The organism is Olsenella sp. oral taxon 807 (assembly GCF_001189515.2).
In the GTDB taxonomy this organism is placed as follows: Bacteria; Actinomycetota; Coriobacteriia; order Coriobacteriales; family Atopobiaceae; genus Olsenella_F.
Genome location: NZ_CP012069.2, coordinates 1911427 through 1931237 on the forward strand (window position 1 = coordinate 1911427; position 19811 = coordinate 1931237).

The following is a 19811-nucleotide window of genomic DNA, read 5'->3' on the forward strand; positions in this document are numbered from 1 at the left end:
CGCCACCGCGCCCGACCTCGCCAAGGCCCTGGCATCTCTCCAATGGTTGTGTCTGGCCATTCTCTGGTGAGAAGCACGCTCGCCCACCCCGTCCCCAGGCGTCAGGCCGCCCCGCCCGCCGCCTCGGGTCCCGCCCCGCCGGCCGTCGCAGGCGCCAGCCATCCCAGGACACTGCGCTTGCAGCCACGATAGGTCACAAGCAGGTAGGCGACAAACACCACCATTACCACTGCGAGGACGAGCGTGAAGTTGACGTTCTCGACGGGTATGCCCAGCATATCTAACATCCCCGCGGCCACCATGAAGCCAAATGCGTCGTGCACGACAGCCATCGTCCCCGGGAACAGGAAGTAGACGGCCACCTGCGCCAGAAGCGCCCGCGAGAGGGCGTCCCTCTCGGCCCCAAGCTGCGTCAGCTCAACGAAGCGCTCACGGCTCTCGGAGGCCTCGCTCATCTGCTGCAGGGCAAGCACCGCCGCAGCAGAGACCATGAACGTCACGCCAAAGAACAGTACGATGTAGACGAGGGTCCCCGTTCCCGCCAGCATCTCAAGATCACCACCTGCCTGCTCGACGTCCACGACAGAGCGTATGCCAACGGCAAGCGAGAGGGCGCACACACCCACCGAGAGAAGCGCACTCGCGCAGGTGAGGGCGGCGCAACTGCTTTCCACGTGGGCCTCGACCTGACGGGTCACGAAGCAGGTGAGACCCTTGAGGTACACGCCGCGACGGCTCCTGACCACTGCGGGGATGAGGGCGGCAAGTGCGCGAAGCAACCAGAACGTCCCCATGCAGGCGAGGATGGACGCAGGTATCATGAGCCCCAGGAACCCGACCACGGTCCAGCAGAGGAAGTACACGATAGAAAGACAGACAAGACCCTTGACCACGTCGCGCCCAATCGAGTGATGCCGTCGCGCACGAGCCACCTCAGGCACATGGCGCGCTTGCATGAGATCGAGCAGCGACGTCCTCCCAAGCTCACGGAGAGCCCCGATCGCCGAGGCGACCAGGACTGCGGCAAAGCCCGCAGCCGTAAAGGTCATGCCGACCGTCGACACCACCACGACCGGCCGCCACGTGAGCCTGAAGGCCCATGCGGCAAGCATCGCGAAGACGGGAGAGAGCACGATACCGACAGCGATGCCACCCGCCAGGGCAGCGAGGGCGACCGCTCCGCACTCCATGAGCAGCACGCGCGCCACGGCCGCCTTGCCCATGCCCGCAAGCTGGAGCGTGGCAAGCTCCGCCTTGCGACGACGCACCAAAAAGCGGTTGGCGTAGCGGGCCAAAAAGCAGAACACCACGATCGAAAAGACCCCCACAGGGATGATATACTCCATCACCCGGGCGAAGACGTCAAGCGAGAACTGGCCCGTGTCCAGTACAAGCAGGTAGTCTCGGCAGGATGCAAAGGTGTAGAGCAGACAGGCGCAGAAGGCGAAGGTGGCAAAGTAGACCGAGTAGTCTCCCACGCTCCTGCGGATGCTCCCCACCGCGAGCTTTCTCTCCAACGACATGATCTCCCCCTATCCTCGTGCCTTGGACGTACGGTAAGACACGATGCCACGCGCCATGAAGTAGGTCACCATGAGGTACGTGCCATAGACGGCCACGAAGGCAACGGCCGTGATGAGGATGGGAATGGCCCAGTTGCTGCCTTGACCGATGAGGCTCACGACCGTCATCACCTGGGAGAGCGCAACCGCGCTGTGCGCCAAGGCCACCACAAGCGGCAGCAGGAAGAAGGTGAGGGTCTGCGCGAGGAGCGATCCCATGGACATCTTTGTGGGGCAGCCGAGCTCGGACAGGAGCAGGTAGCTGGGTGCCGCGTCCGAGGCGCTGGAGAGCTGCTGGATGGCGAGGATGGCCGCGCAGGCGATCACGAGCACGAATCCGATGTAGATGGCAAGATAGGAGATGATGGCGCTCGAGCCCCGGGAGGTGGTCTCGGCCTCAGTACGCGTAGTGCCCAGGACTATCCCCACATCATCCTTTGCGCTACTGAGGGTTTCCAGGGCTTGCGACATGAACCTATCGCCCTCGGCCTTGGGCACGGAGTAGTTGAGATTCACGTAGATGATGGTAGGCTTGATATCCGCGAGTAGGTCATCGGGCACGACAAAGACGCCTGAGGAACTATACGAGTTTGAGAGCGTGGACGCCGAACTCTCGTCCACCACGTTCGAGACAGGCTTGAGCGCGCGCCCTCTCAGGCTGACGGTGGGACGTGCAGCCAGCAGGTCGTTGTATACCCTCACGAGCGCACCGCCGGCGTTGCTGGCAACCATGTAGCCGTCACTGCCCATGTCCACTGCATCGAGCCCACCCATCCTGCGTAAGCTGTTGTAGTCCGATGCCGAGATCAGTGACAGGGGGATGTCACGGTAGGTGTTAGTAAGGGGACTATCCGGAAGGCTCACCCCCGCCCTCCTGGACAGGGTGTCGATGGTGAGAGGGTCGCTATCATCGACGTCGTTCGCATAGTGGCTTGACACCTTCACCACCTGACTGGAGATGGCAGAGAGATCGATGCCGTGGGCCGCAAGCAACGCATCGGCGTCATACTGGTACGTCACGCCCCTGCCCCCCTTGTCGTCCGCATGCCCGTAGCGCAGCGAGAGCGAGGCGTCATAGGGCGTCTGGCGCCGTATGCTATCGCTGATTCCCGCGCAGATGCCCAGACCACTCGAGACGCTCGTGATGGCCAAGAAGAGGATGAGCGAGATGACGCCCATCGAGAGGGAGACCGTGTTTATCCTCGAGGAGAGCTGGCGCACCGTGAACATGTTGAGGCCTCGGTAGTAGCTGCCCTTGAACGCGTGCGCGACATGCAGCAGGACACCCGAAAGCGCATAGAAGAGCACGAGCGTCCCCACAGTGACGATGCCCGTGGTGAGGAAGAACCCGCCGAACTGCTCAGCCGAGTTGATGGGCAGGCCGTCTTTGAGCAAGCGGGCGTAGGACCAGATGATGAGCGCAAGCCCCAGCATGATGCCCACCACACTGACGGGGAGGCTGCGCACGCGCGTACGCTCGTTGACGCGCGACGCCCCCATGAGCTCGACAAGCCTGACCTTGTGCAACGTGCGCAGGTTAAAGACGAGCATCACGACGAACACAAGCGAGAAGCAGATGAGGGTGAAGAGGGCCGCCTCGGGCGAGAAGCGAAAGCTGAAGTTGGTGACCGTCTCGTTGAAGAGGGCCGCCGTCACAAACACCAGGATCTGAGAGAAGAGCACACCCATGGCGAGCCCCACCAGAAGCGAGGCAATGGACGCAAGGAGCGTCTCGAGCACGAGGATCAGCGAGACCTGACCCTGCCTCATACCCAGCAGCTGGTAGAGGCCAAACTCCCTCTTGCGACGCTTGACCAGGTAGTTGTTGGCATAGACCATGAGGAAGCCCAACACGAAGGCTAAAAACACCGTGACGAAGCCCATGAGCATCGCGACGGTCTTCACCATCTGACGCGTGTCCTCAGAGAGGAAGTCCGCCTGTCCGGAAATGGTATTGAACGCGTAGAACACCGTCACGCCCAGCACGAGCGTGACAAAGTAGACCGTGTAGTCGCGCAAGGACTTGCGCACATTGCCCAAGGCCAGCCTAAAGAACATCGGACTGCCCACCCCCCATCGTCGCGACGACCTCCATGATGCGATCGAAGAAGGTGCGCCGAGGCAGGTCGCCACGGTGGAGCTCCGTGAAGATCTTCCCGTCGCGGATGAAGAGCACACGCCTGCAGTAGCTTGCCGCGAACGTGTCGTGCGTAACCATGAGGATCGTGGCCCTGAACTGCGTGTTCAGGGCATCGAAACGCTCAAGGAGGAGCTTGGAGTTCTTGGAGTCAAGGGCGCCCGTCGGCTCATCGGCGAGCACGAGCGTGGGGTCGTTGATCATGGCCCTACAGGCTGCCACGCGTTGGCGCTGGCCACCTGAGGCCTGGTAGGGAAACTTGTCGAGCACCTCACGGACCCCCAGGGTCGCAGAGATACGCTCTACGCGCTCGTCTATCTGGGCCGGCGCGACGCGGGCGATGGTGAGGGGCAGCGCCACGTTCTCGCGACAGGTCAGCGTGTCGAGGAGGTTGGAGTCCTGGAAGATGAAGCCCAGCTGCTCACGCCTGAACGTGGACAGCTGCTTGGCGCGCATGTGCGTCACGTTCGTGCCGTCGATGAGGACGCTGCCCGCCGTAGGACGATCGATGGTGGCAATGCAGTTGAGCAGCGTCGTCTTGCCAGAACCCGAGGGTCCCATGATAGCGACGTACTCACCGCGATCGATGGAGAAGGACACGCCATCGAGCGCACGGGTGGCGTTGCCAAACATCCCGCCATAGACCTTCTCGACGTTCGTAACCTCTAGTGCCTTGCTCATATTAAGTCCCTTTCCTTTGTTGCGAAGACTAGCGAGGTGATACCCAGAGGAGCACCACGATGCCGACGCATATGCCAACGTAGCAGATGGACCAGGCGATCCACTCGAAGGGTGACAGGTTGCCCGCAAGCAGGCGCTCGTTGGCCTCCCAGAGCCTCTGTGCCTTGGGGTTCATTCGCCTCATGATGTCCTCCTTGTCTTGTGTGCCAAGCTATACCATCATCTTGGCGCGAGACGGGTTGGCATGCCATCGAAGCCGCTTACGAAAGGGTGACACTTTCGTAAGCTTGCACGGCGTCGTGGGCAGGAGGCGGGGTGAGGTCGCGGGGCGGCGTAGACGGAAGGCGAAGCTCGGGCGGGGCGGGTGGCGACGGGTCGGGGCGGGTGGCATGGCGGGCCAAGTGACGGCGGGGCGGGTGGCGACGGGTCGGGGCGGGTGGCGACGGGGCGAAGCTAGTCTAGGCGGTCCACATAGTGCATGCGGTTGGTGGGAAACGTGATGCTCACGCGCGTCCAGCTCCCCTCAACGGACTCCATGCCCACGGAGAGGCCCATCTTGTCGCAGAGCCGCTTGACCAAAAACAGCCCGATGCCCGTAGACTTGCCCAGGCTCGTTAGCCTGCCGTTCTCCCCCACGAAGCCTTTGTCGAAGACGCGAGGCAGGTCCGAGGCCGGGATACCCCGGCCGTTGTCCGTCACCTTGAGCACGACGCGCTCGTTTGCGAGACCCTCGTCATAGCGCACTGCGGCAAAGCACAGAAGCGCCTCGTCGCGACCCCACTCCCTGGGCGCACGGTACTTTGCCGCGTTCTCTATGAGCTGACCCAGCACGAAAGCGACCCACTTCACGTCGGCGAAGACCATCATGTCCAGACCGTCTGTCCTGACGCTCACCTGCTGGTCGATGAGGGAGCGCGCGTGCGCCCTTACCGCACCATGCACGAGGGCCGAGACCTCCACCCTCCGGATCACGTAGTCGCGGTCGAGGCTGCCGGAGCGGGCATAGTAGAGGGCCTGCTCCACGTAGCCGTCTATGCGCCCCAGCTCTCGCGAGACTGTGGAGGAGGCCTGACCCGGGTTGTTATCGCACACCAGACGTGCGGCAGCGATGGGGGTCTTCACCTCGTGCACCCACGCCTCGACGAAGTCGCGGTAGTCAGCGCCCTCCGCGCGTATGGCATCGACCCGTGCACGATAGTCCTGCGCGAGGGCATCCATGACCTCCCACGCGAGCTGGCCCTCGAGGAAGCGCGGCTCATCGACGAGGTCGGCCACGGCAAGGGGACTCGCCTCGTGCGGGACCAAGGCAGAGGCCACCAAAAGATTCCAGAACTCGCTCCGGGGCACGTAGCCCACGAGCAGCCTCAGGACGGCGGCCACAAGCAGGATGCCCGAGACGAGCGCGACGATGGAGTCTTCCGTACCCACACCGCGTAGCACCAAGACCACAATAAGCAGCGAGAGCGCGGTGATGTAGATGGCGACGGCACGGTCCCTGAGGTAGCGAAAAAAGCTCATGCCCACGGCCTATACCGAGTACCCCTGCCCGCGTCGCGTCACGAGCAGATCGCCCTTGCCAATCTTGGCGAGCGTCTGGCGCAGGCGGTTCACATTCACGGTAAGTGTGTTGTCGTCCACGAACGCGTCGGAATCCCACAGCTCGCACATGATGGTCTCGCGCGGGACGATGGTACCCGCATTGCGCATGAGAAGCGACAGTATGCGAAGCTCGTTCTTGGTGAGCTCGACCGTCTTCCCATCGGCAGAGGCGACGGAGCGCGACGCGTCCAAGCTGAGGCCCTTGTGCGTGAGAATGGCGCTGGTGGCGCCCCCGACGCGTCGGAGCAGCGCCTCCACGTGGGCGAGCAGGACATAGCTGCTGTAGGGCTTTGGCACGAAGTCGTCGGCACCAAGCGTCATGCACATGACCTCGTCCATCTCTGTCGAGCGACTCGTAACGACAATTATGGGCACGCTCGCCCGCGAGCGCAGCTCTCGGCAGACAGCCGTGCCGTCAAGGCCCGGAAGGCCAAGGTCGAGCAGGACCAGATCGGGAGAGCTTGCGAGCACGTCCTCGACCACGTTGCCAAACGAGTGAAGCACAAGGGGCTCGTGTCCGTTCTTGCTGAGCAGCTCAGAAAGGGAGCTGCGGATGGCCTCGTCGTCCTCGATGACCGCTATCCTTGCCATACGTCTTGCCTCACCTGTCCTGCGACACCTTCGCCGCCCCCGTCTGCCTCGTCCACCCGTGCGCGCTCGTGCAGCCCCACGCCTTGTTACGCTAGCGTGTGGCCTCTCACTATAGCCGATTTCGCCATCTGTTAGGTAAGTGGGCAGGGGGTGTAAGTGGCGGAGGACGGCGGGGGCGGAAAGTGCCCCGCAGACTGGCGGGTACCGAAAAAAATTTGCCAACTGGGCAAACGTCTTGGGGAAGGTACCCGCCAGATTGGCGGGTGGTTCTGCCTCGATGGGCGGGTCGCCCTCGCCGGGTGGGGTTGCTGGCAGGCGGGTCACCCTCGCCGGGGTGTGGCCGCCGGCGAGGGCACCAGTGCTCGCCCTGCTCGCCTGCCTACGCCTTGGCGAGCTTCCAGCCTATGGAGCGCTCGCGCATGTCCACGAAGCTGCGGTAGAGTCCATCTTTTGCCATGAGCTGCTCGTGAGTCCCCTGCTGGACGATGCTCCCACCATCGAGCACGACTATCTGGTCCGCGTCGCGTACGGTCTTGAGGCGGTGCGCGATCATGATGACCGTCTTGCCTCGCTCCAGCTCGGCGATGGCCCCCTGCAGATCCTGCTCGTTCTCGGGATCGACGTTGGCCGTGGCCTCATCCAGGATCACGATGGGCGCGTCCTTGAGGATGGCCCGAGCGATGGAGAGCCGCTGCCGCTCGCCACCAGAGAGCATGTCTCCCCCCTCGCCGATGACGGTGTCATAGCCCTTCTCCAGAGAATCGATGAAGTCCGCGCAGCAGGCACGGCGTGCCGCCGCGACCACCTCCTCGTGCGTGGCGTCAGGATGGCCGAACTTGATGTTGTTCTCGATGGTGTCGTCGAAGAGGTAGACCCCCTGAAACACCATGGAGAAGTTCGAGAGCAGGGCGTCGACCTTCCAGTCGCGCACGTCGCGTCCGCCCACGCTCACCCTGCCCTCGCTGACGTCCCAGAACCTCGCCATGAGGTGCGCGAGGGTCGTCTTGCCGCCACCGCTCGGGCCGACGATGGCACAGGAGCTTCCCTGGGGTATCGAGAGCGACACGTGCCTGATGACGTCCCTCTCGCCGTACGAGAAGGACACATCGTCCAGCTCGATGTCGAAGCTTCCGGTGCCCTCGATGCCCGCCCCCTCGCCCATCTTTGGGGTCGCGATCAGGTCGTTGACCTTGTCCATGCAGATGTCTATCTGACGCAGGAGACTCGCATAGGACCCGGCAAGCTCGAGCTTCGTGTAGACCATGAACGCAGCGACTATCATCAACAGGCAGGTGCCCGTCTCCATGGTCTGGCTGACCCAGCTGAAGACGGCGAGCAGGCAGAGGGCAATCGAGGCGAACTTGGTCACGAGCGTCTCGACGATCATGTAGCCGATGAAGTGCAGCTCCATCGACAGGTTCATGCGCTCACATTCGTCGATGGCCCGCGAGAGCCTGCCCTCAGCGCTGTCCACGAGGTTGAAGGCGCGCACGACGGCGATGCCCTGCACGTACTCGAGGATCGCCCCCACGATGGCGCGCTGTGCGGCAACACGATGGCTCGAGATGGCATGGGAGCTGTGCTGCATGAGGGCGTTGATGGCGAGCACGCAGACAATGGCCGCCACGACGACGAGACCGCAGCGCCAGTCCATCACGCTGAGCATGACGGCGACGATGGCGGAGAAGACCAGGCCCGAGATGACGTTGGAGTACACGAGGCCTCCGACGTTCTGCACGTCATCGAGAGTATTGGTCATGGTGCTCGATATCTCGCCCAGGCTGTTCTTGTTAAAGTAGCCCATGGGCAGGTAGCGCATGTTGTCACCGATGCGCGTGCGCTTCTCGGCGGTCATGGAGAAGTTGCCGTCGCAGAAACATGCACTCCTAAAGTGGGACGCCACGAAGGTTCCTGCGATGGAGACAAGCATGATGACCAGGGCGGGAAGCGCCGTCTGGCCCATGTCCGCATTTCCGGCGGGGCCTGCGCTTACGTTCGCGGCGAGCGACGAGAGCACGACGGCCAACGCCATCATCTGCCATGACTCGAAGAAGGAGGTGAGCAGGGTCCAGCCCATGCCACGCATGAGCTTGGGTGCATTCGTGCCGCCAAAGCGAAAGTACTTGATGATGGTGGAGATCATGGCTACTCCTCACCGCTCGTCGAGTTGGGGTCAGATGAGAGAACACGGGCGTCGGAAGCGTCACGGGCGCGGGCCTCGTCGGCCCCGTCGCGGACGCCGGACTCGTCGCGGGTGCCGGACCTGTCGGCCGTGTCGACCGCATCGCGAGCACCTATGTGAGCCAGGTACATCGCGCGATAGAGCCCACAGCCCTCCATGAGCTCGCCGTGGGTCCCCGCTGCCTCGATGCGACCGTCGCTGACCACGACTATCCTGTCGGCGTCCGTCACGGTGGAGAGGCGGTGTGCGATCACGATGAGGGTCCTGCCTGCCACCAGCTTCGAGACGGCAGCTTCTACCTGCGCCTCGCTCTCGGGGTCCGTATAGGCCGTGGCCTCGTCCAGGATCACGATGGGTGCGTCGTGCAGCATGGCGCGCGCGATGGCGATACGCTGGCGCTCGCCGCCAGAGAGGTGACCGCCGCCTCCCCCGACCACCGTCTGGTACCCATGATCAAGCCCCTCGATGAACTCGTGACAGCCGCTCTGACGCGCGGCCTCGATGACCTCCTCGTCGCTCGCCTGGGGACGTCCCATGCGGATGTTCTCCATAACCGTCTCGTCAAAGAGGTAGTTGTCTTGGGACACGTAGGCAACAAGATCGCTCAGCTGCCCGGCAGACATGCGTTTGAGCGGCACGCCACCTAAGCGGACCTCTCCCTCATCGGGGTCCCAGAAGCCCGCCATGAGCCTGGCCAAAGTTGACTTGCCTGAGCCAGAGGGTCCCACGAGCGCGGTCACCGTCCCCGGCCTCACAGAGAGGTCGATGCCGTGGATGACCTCGCCGTGCCCGTAGGAGAAGTGCACGCCCGCAAGCTCGATGCCCGGGACCTCTCCCTCTGGTGCAGCTAGGGTCGTGGCACCCTCGGCGCGCGTCTGCTCCCTCTGGTCGAGCACCTCGGAGATCTGGTCAACGGTGGTGCCCACCTGAGCGAGCGCATCAAGGAAACTGATGGCAGCGTACAACGGCGGGAACACGCCTACCGAGAGTATGGACACGAGCACGAAGGTCGCAGGGTCTATCCAACCCTGGGCAAGCATGAGGCAGCCCACGGGAAGCACCGCGACAAGGGTTGCCGGCGCGACGGAGAGCGCAAGGTCCTGCCAGACCTGGCAATGAGCCATCCAGTCGATGAAGGAGTGGGCGTAGTTGTCAACCGCGCGGGCGAATCTCTCGTAGGAGCTCGCCGAGCGACCGAAGGCCTTGATGACCTCGATGCCGTTCACGTATTCGACCGAGGTCTGCGCCATGTCGTTGGAGGACGTGATCGTGCGGCCGTACCACTGCTCAAAGTCCCTCATCATCTGGCTGTAGGCGAGCACCGCGACCGGGATGGTAACGAGGGAGACGAGCGTGAGTGCCCAGTTGAGCGTCAGCATGTACACGACGACGACCACGGGCACGAGCAGATCGCTCGTCATCTCGGGAACGACATGAGCCAGGGTCGTCTCGATGCTGTCGGCCTTCTCGACCATGATGTTCTTGAGCGTGCCCGACGGCGTGTCGAGCACGTAGCCCATGGGCACGCGGGTGAGCTTGCGCGCCAAGAGGCGACGTATCTCGGAGATGGTCCTGAACGTTGCTATGTGCGAGATGGACGTGGACACGTAGTGAAAGACGATGTAGACGGCATAGCACGCCGCGGCAAAGGAACACCAGCCCACATAGAACGAGAAGTCGCGGTTGTTAGAGAGCACGCCCACGACCATCTGCCCGGCCGCGTAATAGGGCAGGACGTTTCCCGCGACACCGATGACGGCACATATGACCGAGACGACGTAGAGCCCCCTACTCGGACCAGCCCACTCGAAGAGGCGTCCTGCGGGGTTCCTCCGCTTGGCCTTTTGCGACCCATTCGGCGCATTCGTGTTGACAGACGCTTCCATGAAGCCTCCCATAAGTTAGTTACGGGTAATATCACTTAGCAATATAACAGTGTTACACCAGAAGGCAAGGGTGCGTGGGGATGTTTTTTTGCGCTCGCGATATTTTCGGTCTTGGGTGGGTGGCGCAAAGAGGCACGTGGGGGCCGCACGTGGACAGCGAGGCGCTGCAAAAGTGGCTTGTGGCGAGGGGTAGCAACTGGACGGATGCGGCCGCGCCTACCGCAGGGGCAAAAAGAGACTCTCACGAGTCTTGTGACGCCCATCCGACATTACCTGTCAGACGAGTGGCGCAAAGGCCAAAAAATCAGGGGCACCCCCTCTCGAAGGCGTCCCTGCAAAACGGAGACCGTTTTTCGTAGCAAGGTTATTCTCGCCCGATCAAACGTCATCGGTCAACAACTCCTAAGACAAATCATACGTAATCCTCAAAGAACCGCTTGGGCCTCCTTCGGATACCACGCTCTAATGAGCTGGATAACGTAGGTCAACCCCGTCCTTATCTGGTCACACTTCTTATAATACTCAGAGTGGCGCATGATTCGCTCTGCCAGCTGATTCATTTCGCATGCCCTCAGACAGTGAATCTCCGATGAGGCAACACAATGATGAAGGTAAAGCGCCGTCGTCAGCTGAATAAGACGGTCGTTACTGAGCTTCGACTTTGCTGTTTGCCGCGAAGTCAAGATTGACGTACCTGCCCTTGCTTGGCCCGTCAGAGACGCGTTCGAACCCATGTCGGTAGGACCGCAGCCGGTAATAGTTGTTATTCCGGCGCAAGTAGTCAGCTGCCTCATCGGCATGCATGATCTCGAATTGCACGCCATTGTTGCGCATATGTTCGATCTGTTCCTCAACTTTGAGCAGCGGATGGCTTTTCATGACCGTAATATCTCCTTCATGATTATGCCTCGGGATTGTACCGATGGACGAGGCAAAAGAGGCTCTCACGAGTCTTGCGACGCCTGCACGCCACCAGCTGCCGATCCCTGCGGCTCCATCAGCGCACGAGCCCCCTCATAGTAGAAGCGACCGTACTCCATAATGAAGGCGCGCGCCTCCTCTCGCCCCACACCCCGCACGATAGGTTGGAGGAGCGCTTGAAAAAACTGACGCGCAATGACCTCCAGCACGAGGGGGTTTGGATCTCGTACGTCCCAGCCCGCCGCGCGCAGCTCAGATCCGTATGCCCGCGTACTCCTTACCTCAAGCTCGACAAGGCAATCGAGGTCGCGCTCCCACCTGGTCGCGACGGGATGTTGGGCTATGAGGGAGAACTCGTCGTGATGGTCATAAATGTAATCGATGATACGCAGCTGGACGTGTTCCTCGTAGGCACCCATGTTGGAAAAGCTGCGCTCCTCTATGGAGCGTGACTCGAACTCGACGAAGGCCCGCTGGCACAGCTTGCAAAGTCCCTCGCCCACGTTGCCGACCGCCGCGCCAAGAAGGGCCTCCTTACTGGAGAAGTACCCGTAGATGGCGCCGGTCGTGACACCCGCCTCTGAGGCGATGGACCTCAGCGACGCCTCATGGAATCCCTTGGAGAGAAACTCTCGCCGCGCGGCGGCGACGATGGCATCTCGCGTGTTCGCGACGCCCCGTCCGCCACCCCCTATGCCGACCATCCGCTCCTCCGCACCTCCCATGCGACACCGATCTCGCAGCCAGCCCTGCTGGCAGTCTACCATGCCGTTAGTGCCCCGCAGGCTGCGAGGCACTAACGGCATGGGCTCAACTGGGCAAACGTCCAAAGGATAGTGCCCCGCAGATTGCGGGGCACTTAGCGCCAAGTCCGCGCACAACGCTACTCCGCCACCCGGCAACGTCAGGTGGCGGGACGACGTATGACCAGGCAGAGGGGCGGGGCCAGGGCATCCTCAGCGCGGGTGCGCGATGTCCAGCACCTCGTCACAGCGCCGCGCTATCTCCAGGTCATGGGTCACGACCACGATGGACTTCCCCAGGTGCTCGCGCATCGAGAGGATGAGGCCAAACACCTCATGGGCGAGCCTCCTGTCAAGGGAGCCGGTCGGCTCGTCGGCAAGGACGACGTTTCCCGGCTTGAGCATGCAGCGGGCAATGGCGACACGCTGCTGCTCACCCCCAGAGAGGACGTTGACCCTGGTCCTCTCGCTGCCCTTGAGACCCACCGCCTGAAGCGCACGGCGAATCTGCTCTGCCTGCTCGGCGCGGCTCGCCTTGGCATAGTGCATGCCAATCAGGAGGTTGTCGGCAACGCTGCGGTTGGTGACGAGCGCGTTGGTCTGGAACAGGTAGTTGATGTAATCCCTTCGCATGTGCGTGGCGCGACCCGAGTTGATGCGCGGCGCGGGCTCCCCGTTGATGGTCAGCGTGCCGGACGTGGGCTCCTCGAGCAGGCCGAGGATGTTCAGCAGCGTAGACTTGCCCGAGCCCGAGGGACCCATGACGGCCATGACCGCCGCCTGGGCGAGCGTAAGGTCGAGGTCGCTGAGCACAATGCGAGAGCCGAAGCTCTTCCCCAGCTTCCTTGCGACAAGCGGGGCCACCTTGGTGGCGTTGGTGGCGGCAGCAGTCCCGCCTCGGGCGGTAGCGGCGGTGCTGGCAGCGGCGGCGAGGGTGGTAGCGGTGGTAGCCATACTCTACTCCTTTAGCATGAGGTTGAGCTGCTTCAGGCTGTTCGCGCGCACGTAGATGGCAAGGGCGAGCAGCTGCGTCACGAGCATGAACGACACGTAGACCACGCCGAGTGTCGAGCGCTGGACGAGCATGACGGCAAAGCCACAGGCAGACGCCAGGCACACCAGCAAAAACGGCAGCGGGTAGATGCGTAGCACCGGGTAGCCCATAAGGCGCTTGACGGCGACATCCTCCCCGTAGATGTACTGGTAGGCAGCTATGAGCCCCAGCACGAGAGCCACGAGCAGCACAGAGGTAAGGAGGCAGACACCCCCGAACAGCCTGAACGTGAGCCACAGTGTCTTGGTGAGGCCCTTGACGAACTCCGCCGTGCTCACGAACTCAGGCTCGTTGTCCTTGAGGTCAAAGCGCTCAAGCGTCTCCTCGGAAAGCGCGGTGGACAGCCTGTCCTGCCTCAGCTTGACCCAGCTGTTGTTCAGGTCGCCGGCACCAAGGCTCAAGCTCTCCACGAACGTCATGTTCTCGGGCGTGCAGATGAGGATGACGGAGTCGTTGGAACTCTGGGGCGCGGTGGGGTCGGTGTCCCAGTTGAAGAGGCTGACGGAGGGGTCGTAGCGCACGAACTTGCACTGCCCGACGTCATCGAACTTCGTGTGGATGTCGCTCTTGCCCCTAATCTCCACCGAGAGCCTGGTCTCGAACGACTCGATCTCCCCCGCAAGCCGCTCGTCAAGCGTACTCGGCACAAGGTAGACGCGCACCCCGGCATGCGCCTCGCGCACCAGCTCGTCATCTAAGGCAAACCCCTGGCTTTTCAGGTAATTGGGCGACGCCGTATACATGCGGAATGGCGCAGAAGGCGCGTTCTCGTATGAGCCCGCCCCCCGGAGGTTGTCCAGCATCTCCTGGGTCCAGAGCGTCGTGCTTACCGCATAGACGCCATCCTCGTCTGCCTGGGAGGCGTACCAGTTATAGAAACACTGACTCAAGTAGCTCGACTGTCCCGTGACGCTGCTGGCGTCGTTCCCTACCTTCCTCGTCTTAAGAATATACAGGTCTGACACCTGTGCCCACTGGGTGGCAATCTGGGCGTTCTTCTCGATGCCGCCCATCACGCCGTCCAGGTAGTTGCCGCTCCAGTCGGCCACACAGGTGCACGCAAGGTAGAACAGCAGCAGCACGACGATGGCCACCCGCCGGGAGACCTGGTTTCGTATCGCCGCAACCGGGGCCGCACACAGCGTGATGAGTCCCGCCACAGCGGAGAGCAGGAGCACGGCGAGCAGCACGAGCAGCCCCGCGCTCGCCATGAAGGAGAGGTACGCGGGCGAGCCGAGCGTGCCCTCGCTGGCGACAAGCCCACCGGCTACCCCCAGGGGGGCCGCGACGCAGGCAAGCAGCAGCCAGCCAAGGCTCTCCTGCACCCAGAACTCCAAGCGAGACCATCCGCAGAGGAGGTGAGTGCCCATGGCGCGCAGGCCCATGAGGTCCGAGACCACAAAGAGGGCAAACAGCAGCGCCAAACTCGCCACGGCAAGGCCGAGGGCAAGGATGGGAGCCAACCCAAGATCCACCCTTTCCCCGTGCAGCGGGCTTGACATCGACTCCATCGAGATGCCGGATGCCTCCGCCACAGCCGCGCTCAGCTCGCGAAACTCCCCGGGGCTCAGCCCCAGCACGCGGTAGCTACCGTTTACGGTGCCCGTCTGCTCGATGAGGTTATCGAGCCTCGTGACGACGACCTTAACGCCCATGATGGTGGGCAGCCCCTCCACCTCGTCCACCTGCGAGACATCGAGCCCCAAGGTAGCGGTGGGTGAGGGGCTCCCAAGCAGCCTCCCGAGCCGTTCGGCATCCAAGACGCGCTCCCCCATGAAGGAGAGCGTAAGACCGTCGGACTGCGCGGCCACGTCACCATAGATGCCTATCTTGACATAGCCGAACGACAGCGTATCCGCGTCCGCCCCACGATTCCCGATGCCCCTGTCAACCCTCACGATGACCGCATGCCTCGTGCCGATGTAGTCCGAAAGCGTCTGCCAAGTCTGGTCCTGCACGTCACGTTTGACGCCAGAGAGGTCTAGGCTCACGCCCTCTTCGGGGTAGCTGGAGGCCGCATCAAGATATGCGTCGGAACAGCGAAAAATGAGCAGTGCTGACACCGAGAGGGAGAGCAGAAGGATCACGACTGTCTTGGCGCACGCAACGAGCTTGGTCATAGGTCATGGACCCCTTCGTTTACTACTTGGCAAATGGTTAGCCACACCTTGGTCTGTAGTATCTAACTTGAAATTCAAGCTGTCAACGTCTTTCGGCCTTCCCATGCTTGCAAAAGCGTAAGGCAAGGGTAAGCCATATCGATGGCAGCCCCACCCCACAAGATGGAACATGGTATGCAACGAACGCGCGCCAGGGCACCAGCGACCTTGGGACCTGTGGCGCACTGCTTGCCCACCTCGACATCGTAAGGATGTGCAACCATGCGTTTCCTCATGAGCTACTCGAGCAGCTTCGCGACCGCGCTGAGCCTCTGGCCCCTCGCCTCTCTCGTCCTGACCGTGCCTATCCTAGCCTTCCTGTATCACCGCGACGGTCGCCTGCACCTTCGGGCGACGGCGGGGGCCTACCTCTCGGTCCTCTACGCGCTGTCGCTCGTGTGCTTCACGCTTCTCCCCCTTCCTACGGGAAACTCCGGACTGGGCATCAGCTACGGCATCGCGCCGCAGCTGAACCCCCTGGGGTTTGTGGGTGACCTGCAGAAGGACGGGGCCTCGGCCATCCCGCAGATAGTGGCGAACATAGGCTTCTTCGTGCCTCTTGGCCTCGTCTTTGGCCGTGGGTTTGGCTGGAGCCTGAAAAGGTCCATGGCACTTGGGCTCCTCGTCTCACTGCTTATAGAGACGGCGCAGCTCACGGGACTCTTCTTCCTGTATCCACACGCATACCGCACCTTCGATGTGGACGATCTGCTCTGGAACGTCTCGGGCACGGCCATCGGCTGGAGCTGCGCGCAAGCCCTGGAGCGTGCGCTGCCCTCCCGCAGGGTCGAGTTTGCCAACGTCACGCACATGCCCAGCCTGCTTCGCCGCACCGTGGCCTTCTGCCTGGACATGGCGCTCGTGGGCGTCGCGACTGTGGGTACGTATATAGCCGCTCGGGCAGCCCTGTCTTTGGTGGGGGCAAGGCCGGTCGCCGCCGATCTCGCTGCGATCGCGGCCGCCGGCCTCGCCTTTCTCGCCGTCGAGGGTATCGTGCCGTGGCTGCACGACGGATCGACCCCCGCAGGCGCCGTGGTGCGCATGAGCTGCCAGACGACGGACCGCACGCCTGGGCGCCGCCTCGCGTTCTACGCGGCGCGCCTGATCACCCTGACATCGGCGCTCGCCTTCGCCCCCGTCGTCATCCCCATCATGGCCATCAGCTGGCTTCTCTGCCGGCAGATGCCCTACGACTTCATCTAAGGCGCTGCGAGTGCGCTGCGAGCACAGCATGGGACAAGTCCGACGTGGGCGCGGCGCGGGCAGTGGGCACGGCGCGGGCAGCGGGCACGGTGCGGGCGGCGGGCGCGGCGTGCCCATCGCGAAGTGAGTGAATCACTCACATCACGTTGACGAAGTGAGTGATTCACTCACATCGAGAGTATGTTCAGCAACTCTCTGAACAGCGGATATGTAATTTGTTACCTATGGCATACACCGTCTGAGGGCGCAAAAATCACTCACATCGCGTTGACGAAGTGAGTGATTCACTCACAACGCGCAGTCGTATGCTCCAGATAACAGGGTAAGTTCAGTTACGATGTTCAGCTCTGATGCATTCTGACTCAGCCACGCTGGCGTATACCGCAATGTCACGAGCCCCGCAGCAGGACAAACCCGCATACCGCTATCGATCGCGCCATGGGGAGCCACAAGCTCGTAACGCTTAACGAACCCTCAATCCCTGTGCATACTGCGGGCGAGTCGGGGTATCAGGATTACGTCATAGCTACGGCACGCTGAATCGGGGGGTCCCCATGGGTGGTCTCAAGTTGCTGAAGAGCAAGGTGTTTATCGGCCTCATTTGTCTGGTGATTGGCGGCGCAGGAGTTCTCGCCATCCAGAACCTCAGCCCAAAAAACACGTCAGACGGACCGAAGATAGTGGAGGCATCCACCATCTTCGAGCGGATCCAAGCGCAAAACGAGATGGTCGGCGCCTCTCAGCGCTACAACATCACGGAGAAGGCGAGCAACGACAACACGATGGACACGTTCCTCGGACGCATCCATGTGCCTTTCACCGAGAACAGCTTCTGGTATCGCTACGTGGGCACCATCAAGGCTGGCGTAAACTTGGCAGATGCGAATTTTAGCAAGAAGGATGACGGCACGATCGTTGCGTCCCTGCCTGCTCCCTACATCATCTCGAACACACCCGACAAGGACGCGTCGGGGGTACTTGAGGAGAATAACAACATCCTCAACCCCATTCACATCGAGGACATCGATGCCTTCATGAAGCAGTGCGTGGAGAAGAGTGAGTCCGAGTCGATCAGCAACGGACTGTACGACGAGGCGAAGAAAAACATCGAGAAGAACATAGAGGGCATGTTCCAGGCGGCCCTCGGCCCCGACACCAAGGTCACCTTCGAATGGAGGTAGCGCCATGAAGAAGCGTATCACCATCATCGTGGTAGTCATCCTGCTCCTGCTCGTGGCGTTCGTCGTCTTCAATAACGCAGTCCTCTCCTGGAGCTCGAACGAGGGCGCTACGCGACGGGATGCGACGGGTCTCATACACCTCATACATGAATGAGAGGTCCCCATCGATCCCAGCTATAGCCAGTCACCTAAAACATGTGGGACATGTCAGGTTGACCTCAGAGATAGGGTGCCGCTACACTTAGCCCCATGTTTGACGTAAGGGAACATACCACGCGTTTGATGGCTGCGAGAGCCGTGCAGATGCCCAAGCCCGGGCACCTCCTTTTGGCTTACGCCGAAGGGGGACCGGGCGCCTCTTTGAGTTAGCCCTCGGCAGAGGGCGACCTCCCTGTCCGGGGCAGGAACGAAGCACTGACGAAGCGCTTTTGCCAGCGATGCGAGTTCCTCCCGTCAAGCGCAGTCGGCATTGAGCGGAGCCAGGCACGTCATGATTTCCTTGCAGCACCTCACAAAAACCTACGACGCGAGCGCGAGTGGTGACCACGCCTTGAGGGACGTGTCCTTAGACATCCCCGATGGCGACGTCTTTGGCGTCATAGGCATCTCGGGCGCAGGGAAGTCGACACTCGTTCGCTGCATCAACCTGCTCGAACGCCCCACGTCAGGTCGCATCGTGGTCGATGGGAGCGACGTGACTGAGCTTGAGGGCGCCGAGCTTCGCCGCTATCGCCGCCGCGTGGCCATGATCTTCCAGGACTTTGGCCTGCTTGCCCAGAAGACCGCCCTCGAAAACGTCTGCTTTCCCTTCAAGGCGAGTACAGGACGCGTCACGGCCGACAACCGCAGGCGCGCGTTGGAGCTGCTCGATCAGGTGGGACTCGCCGACAAGGCGTCGTCGTGGCCTGCCCAGCTTTCCGGTGGCCAGCAACAGCGCGTCGCCATCGCCCGCGCGCTCGCCTGCGAACCCGAGTACATCCTCTGTGACGAGGCGACGAGCGCGTTGGATCCTGCGAGCACCGCGTCGGTCCTCTCGCTTCTCAAGCGGATCAACGATACGGCGGGTGTCACCATCGTAATCATCACGCACTCCATGGACGTCGTCCGCCAGGTGTGCAAGAGCGTCGCCGTGCTGTCGCACGGCAAGCTGGTCGAAAGGGGAAGCGTGGACGAGGTCTTCTCGAACCCCCAGAACGAGACCACAAAGGCACTGCTCGGAAGGGTGAGCTGGAATGACTGACGCCATCCTCTCATTCTTGCGAGACTTTGGGACGCTTTTGGGACAGGGCATCGCAGACACCCTGGCGATGCTCTTCGTCTCGACTGCCATTGCCTACGTGTTGGGCATCGCCCTGGGTGTTGTCCTCTACGTAAGCGCGCCGGGCAGCCTAAGGCCCATGCGCGCGCTGTACTCCGTGCTCGGGTGGATCGTCAACATGGCGCGCTCCATCCCGTTCATCATCCTGATCGTCTCGGTCATCCCCATGACCAAGGCCATCGCAGGAACCACGGTCGGCGTCCGGGGCGTCATCTTTCCGCTCGTGCTCTCTGCTGCGCCCTTCGTGGCACGCATGATCGAACAGTCCCTTGCCGAGGTGCCGCACAACTCCATCGAGGCAGCAGAGGCCTGCGGTGCGTCACTTCCGCGCGTCGTGTTCTCGGCACTTCTGCCCGAGGCGTTGCCCTCCATCGTACGCGGCGTGGCAGTCACGCTCATCTCGGTCTTGGGTTACACGGCCATCGCGGGCGCTGTCGGCGCAGGCGGCCTGGGAGACATCGCCATCCGCTATGGCTACTACCGCTACCAAGACGAAGTGATGCTCGTCACCATCGTCCTGCTTATCGCGTTGGTCCAGCTCATCCAGACAAGCTGCGACCTCATCGCCAGGCACATCGATCACAGGTAACCACA

The 19811-nt window shown here is 62.2% G+C and carries 17 protein-coding genes; 5 read left to right on the forward strand and 12 right to left on the reverse strand.

All coding sequences use genetic code 11. The annotated features are described in order from the left end of the window. Nucleotides 1–101: 101 nt before the first annotated feature. The 12 genes from ADJ70_RS08085 to ADJ70_RS08135 form a co-directional block, all read right to left on the reverse strand. A complete protein-coding gene (locus ADJ70_RS08085) occupies nucleotides 102–1523 on the reverse strand; it encodes an FtsX-like permease family protein (RefSeq protein WP_050340663.1) in 1422 nt (473 codons plus the stop codon). Nucleotides 1524–1532: 9 nt separating this feature from the next. Beyond that, the gene (locus ADJ70_RS08090) at nucleotides 1533–3620 is read right to left on the reverse strand and encodes an ABC transporter permease (protein ID WP_050340664.1); all 2088 of its coding nucleotides are present in this window, start codon (nucleotides 3618–3620) and stop codon (nucleotides 1533–1535) included. Then, nucleotides 3610–4380 carry an ABC transporter ATP-binding protein gene (locus ADJ70_RS08095; RefSeq protein ID WP_050340665.1) on the reverse strand — a complete coding sequence of 257 codons (771 nt, stop codon included), beginning with the start codon at nucleotides 4378–4380 and terminating at the stop codon, nucleotides 3610–3612. The genes ADJ70_RS08090 and ADJ70_RS08095 overlap by 11 nt, the downstream gene beginning before the upstream one ends. Before the next feature lie 28 nt (nucleotides 4381–4408). Then, nucleotides 4409–4564: a hypothetical protein gene (locus ADJ70_RS14610; protein ID WP_157051459.1), complete on the reverse strand. Its 156-nt coding sequence runs from the start codon at nucleotides 4562–4564 to the stop codon at nucleotides 4409–4411. Between the two features lie 269 nt (nucleotides 4565–4833). Then, nucleotides 4834–5898 carry a sensor histidine kinase gene (locus ADJ70_RS08100; RefSeq protein ID WP_050340666.1) on the reverse strand — a complete coding sequence of 355 codons (1065 nt, stop codon included), beginning with the start codon at nucleotides 5896–5898 and terminating at the stop codon, nucleotides 4834–4836. Nucleotides 5899–5907: 9 nt separating this feature from the next. Beyond that, nucleotides 5908–6570, reverse strand: a complete 663-nt coding sequence (locus ADJ70_RS08105; RefSeq protein ID WP_050340667.1) for a response regulator transcription factor — start codon at nucleotides 6568–6570, stop codon at nucleotides 5908–5910. Between the two features lie 379 nt (nucleotides 6571–6949). After that, a complete protein-coding gene (locus tag ADJ70_RS08110) occupies nucleotides 6950–8713 on the reverse strand; it encodes an ABC transporter ATP-binding protein (RefSeq protein ID WP_050340668.1) in 1764 nt (587 codons plus the stop codon). A 2-nt stretch (nucleotides 8714–8715) separates the two neighbouring features. Further along, nucleotides 8716–10638, reverse strand: coding sequence for an ABC transporter ATP-binding protein (locus ADJ70_RS08115; RefSeq protein ID WP_083443902.1), 1923 nt, complete (start codon nucleotides 10636–10638; stop codon nucleotides 8716–8718). A gap of 645 nt (nucleotides 10639–11283) precedes the next feature. Continuing rightward, nucleotides 11284–11517 (reverse strand): hypothetical protein, encoded by a 234-nt coding sequence (locus ADJ70_RS08120; RefSeq protein WP_050340669.1) that lies wholly within the window; start codon nucleotides 11515–11517, stop codon nucleotides 11284–11286. A 65-nt stretch (nucleotides 11518–11582) separates the two neighbouring features. Continuing rightward, entirely contained in the window at nucleotides 11583–12263 is a 681-nt protein-coding gene (locus tag ADJ70_RS08125) for a TetR/AcrR family transcriptional regulator (RefSeq protein ID WP_050340670.1), read from the reverse strand. Between the two features lie 252 nt (nucleotides 12264–12515). Next, entirely contained in the window at nucleotides 12516–13256 is a 741-nt protein-coding gene (locus ADJ70_RS08130) for an ATP-binding cassette domain-containing protein (protein ID WP_083443904.1), read from the reverse strand. A 3-nt stretch (nucleotides 13257–13259) separates the two neighbouring features. Then, nucleotides 13260–15476: a hypothetical protein gene (locus tag ADJ70_RS08135; RefSeq protein WP_050340671.1), complete on the reverse strand. Its 2217-nt coding sequence runs from the start codon at nucleotides 15474–15476 to the stop codon at nucleotides 13260–13262. A 261-nt stretch (nucleotides 15477–15737) separates the two neighbouring features. On the opposite strand from ADJ70_RS08135, the gene ADJ70_RS08140 reads away from it, so the two are divergent. From ADJ70_RS08140 to ADJ70_RS08155, 5 genes are all read left to right on the forward strand, one after another. Then, complete coding sequence (locus ADJ70_RS08140; protein ID WP_050340672.1) at nucleotides 15738–16718, forward strand: VanZ family protein; 981 nt, start codon at nucleotides 15738–15740, stop codon at nucleotides 16716–16718. Between the two features lie 554 nt (nucleotides 16719–17272). Further along, nucleotides 17273–17899, forward strand: coding sequence for a DUF4230 domain-containing protein (locus tag ADJ70_RS08145; protein WP_050340673.1), 627 nt, complete (start codon nucleotides 17273–17275; stop codon nucleotides 17897–17899). Between the two features lie 4 nt (nucleotides 17900–17903). Continuing rightward, a complete protein-coding gene (locus tag ADJ70_RS14615; protein ID WP_157051460.1) occupies nucleotides 17904–18053 on the forward strand; it encodes a hypothetical protein in 150 nt (49 codons plus the stop codon). A gap of 336 nt (nucleotides 18054–18389) precedes the next feature. Then, nucleotides 18390–19139, forward strand: a complete 750-nt coding sequence (locus ADJ70_RS08150) for a methionine ABC transporter ATP-binding protein (RefSeq protein ID WP_050340674.1) — start codon at nucleotides 18390–18392, stop codon at nucleotides 19137–19139. After that, complete coding sequence (locus ADJ70_RS08155; RefSeq protein ID WP_050340675.1) at nucleotides 19132–19806, forward strand: methionine ABC transporter permease; 675 nt, start codon at nucleotides 19132–19134, stop codon at nucleotides 19804–19806. The genes ADJ70_RS08150 and ADJ70_RS08155 overlap by 8 nt, the downstream gene beginning before the upstream one ends. Nucleotides 19807–19811: the final 5 nt, after the last annotated feature.

Coding starts and splice junctions, on each gene's coding strand:
- ADJ70_RS08085 (WP_050340663.1), bottom strand. CDS start 1,523: ATGTCGTTGGAGAGAAAGCTCGCGGTGGGGAGCATCCGCAGGAGCGTG.
- ADJ70_RS08090 (WP_050340664.1), bottom strand. CDS start 3,620: ATGTTCTTTAGGCTGGCCTTGGGCAATGTGCGCAAGTCCTTGCGCGAC.
- ADJ70_RS08095 (WP_050340665.1), bottom strand. CDS start 4,380: ATGAGCAAGGCACTAGAGGTTACGAACGTCGAGAAGGTCTATGGCGGG.
- ADJ70_RS14610 (WP_157051459.1), bottom strand. CDS start 4,564: ATGAGGCGAATGAACCCCAAGGCACAGAGGCTCTGGGAGGCCAACGAG.
- ADJ70_RS08100 (WP_050340666.1), bottom strand. CDS start 5,898: ATGAGCTTTTTTCGCTACCTCAGGGACCGTGCCGTCGCCATCTACATC.
- ADJ70_RS08105 (WP_050340667.1), bottom strand. CDS start 6,570: ATGGCAAGGATAGCGGTCATCGAGGACGACGAGGCCATCCGCAGCTCC.
- ADJ70_RS08110 (WP_050340668.1), bottom strand. CDS start 8,713: ATGATCTCCACCATCATCAAGTACTTTCGCTTTGGCGGCACGAATGCA.
- ADJ70_RS08115 (WP_083443902.1), bottom strand. CDS start 10,638: ATGGAAGCGTCTGTCAACACGAATGCGCCGAATGGGTCGCAAAAGGCC.
- ADJ70_RS08120 (WP_050340669.1), bottom strand. CDS start 11,517: ATGAAAAGCCATCCGCTGCTCAAAGTTGAGGAACAGATCGAACATATG.
- ADJ70_RS08125 (WP_050340670.1), bottom strand. CDS start 12,263: ATGGTCGGCATAGGGGGTGGCGGACGGGGCGTCGCGAACACGCGAGAT.
- ADJ70_RS08130 (WP_083443904.1), bottom strand. CDS start 13,256: ATGGCTACCACCGCTACCACCCTCGCCGCCGCTGCCAGCACCGCCGCT.
- ADJ70_RS08135 (WP_050340671.1), bottom strand. CDS start 15,476: ATGACCAAGCTCGTTGCGTGCGCCAAGACAGTCGTGATCCTTCTGCTC.
- ADJ70_RS08140 (WP_050340672.1), top strand. CDS start 15,738: ATGCGTTTCCTCATGAGCTACTCGAGCAGCTTCGCGACCGCGCTGAGC.
- ADJ70_RS08145 (WP_050340673.1), top strand. CDS start 17,273: ATGGGTGGTCTCAAGTTGCTGAAGAGCAAGGTGTTTATCGGCCTCATT.
- ADJ70_RS14615 (WP_157051460.1), top strand. CDS start 17,904: ATGAAGAAGCGTATCACCATCATCGTGGTAGTCATCCTGCTCCTGCTC.
- ADJ70_RS08150 (WP_050340674.1), top strand. CDS start 18,390: ATGATTTCCTTGCAGCACCTCACAAAAACCTACGACGCGAGCGCGAGT.
- ADJ70_RS08155 (WP_050340675.1), top strand. CDS start 19,132: ATGACTGACGCCATCCTCTCATTCTTGCGAGACTTTGGGACGCTTTTG.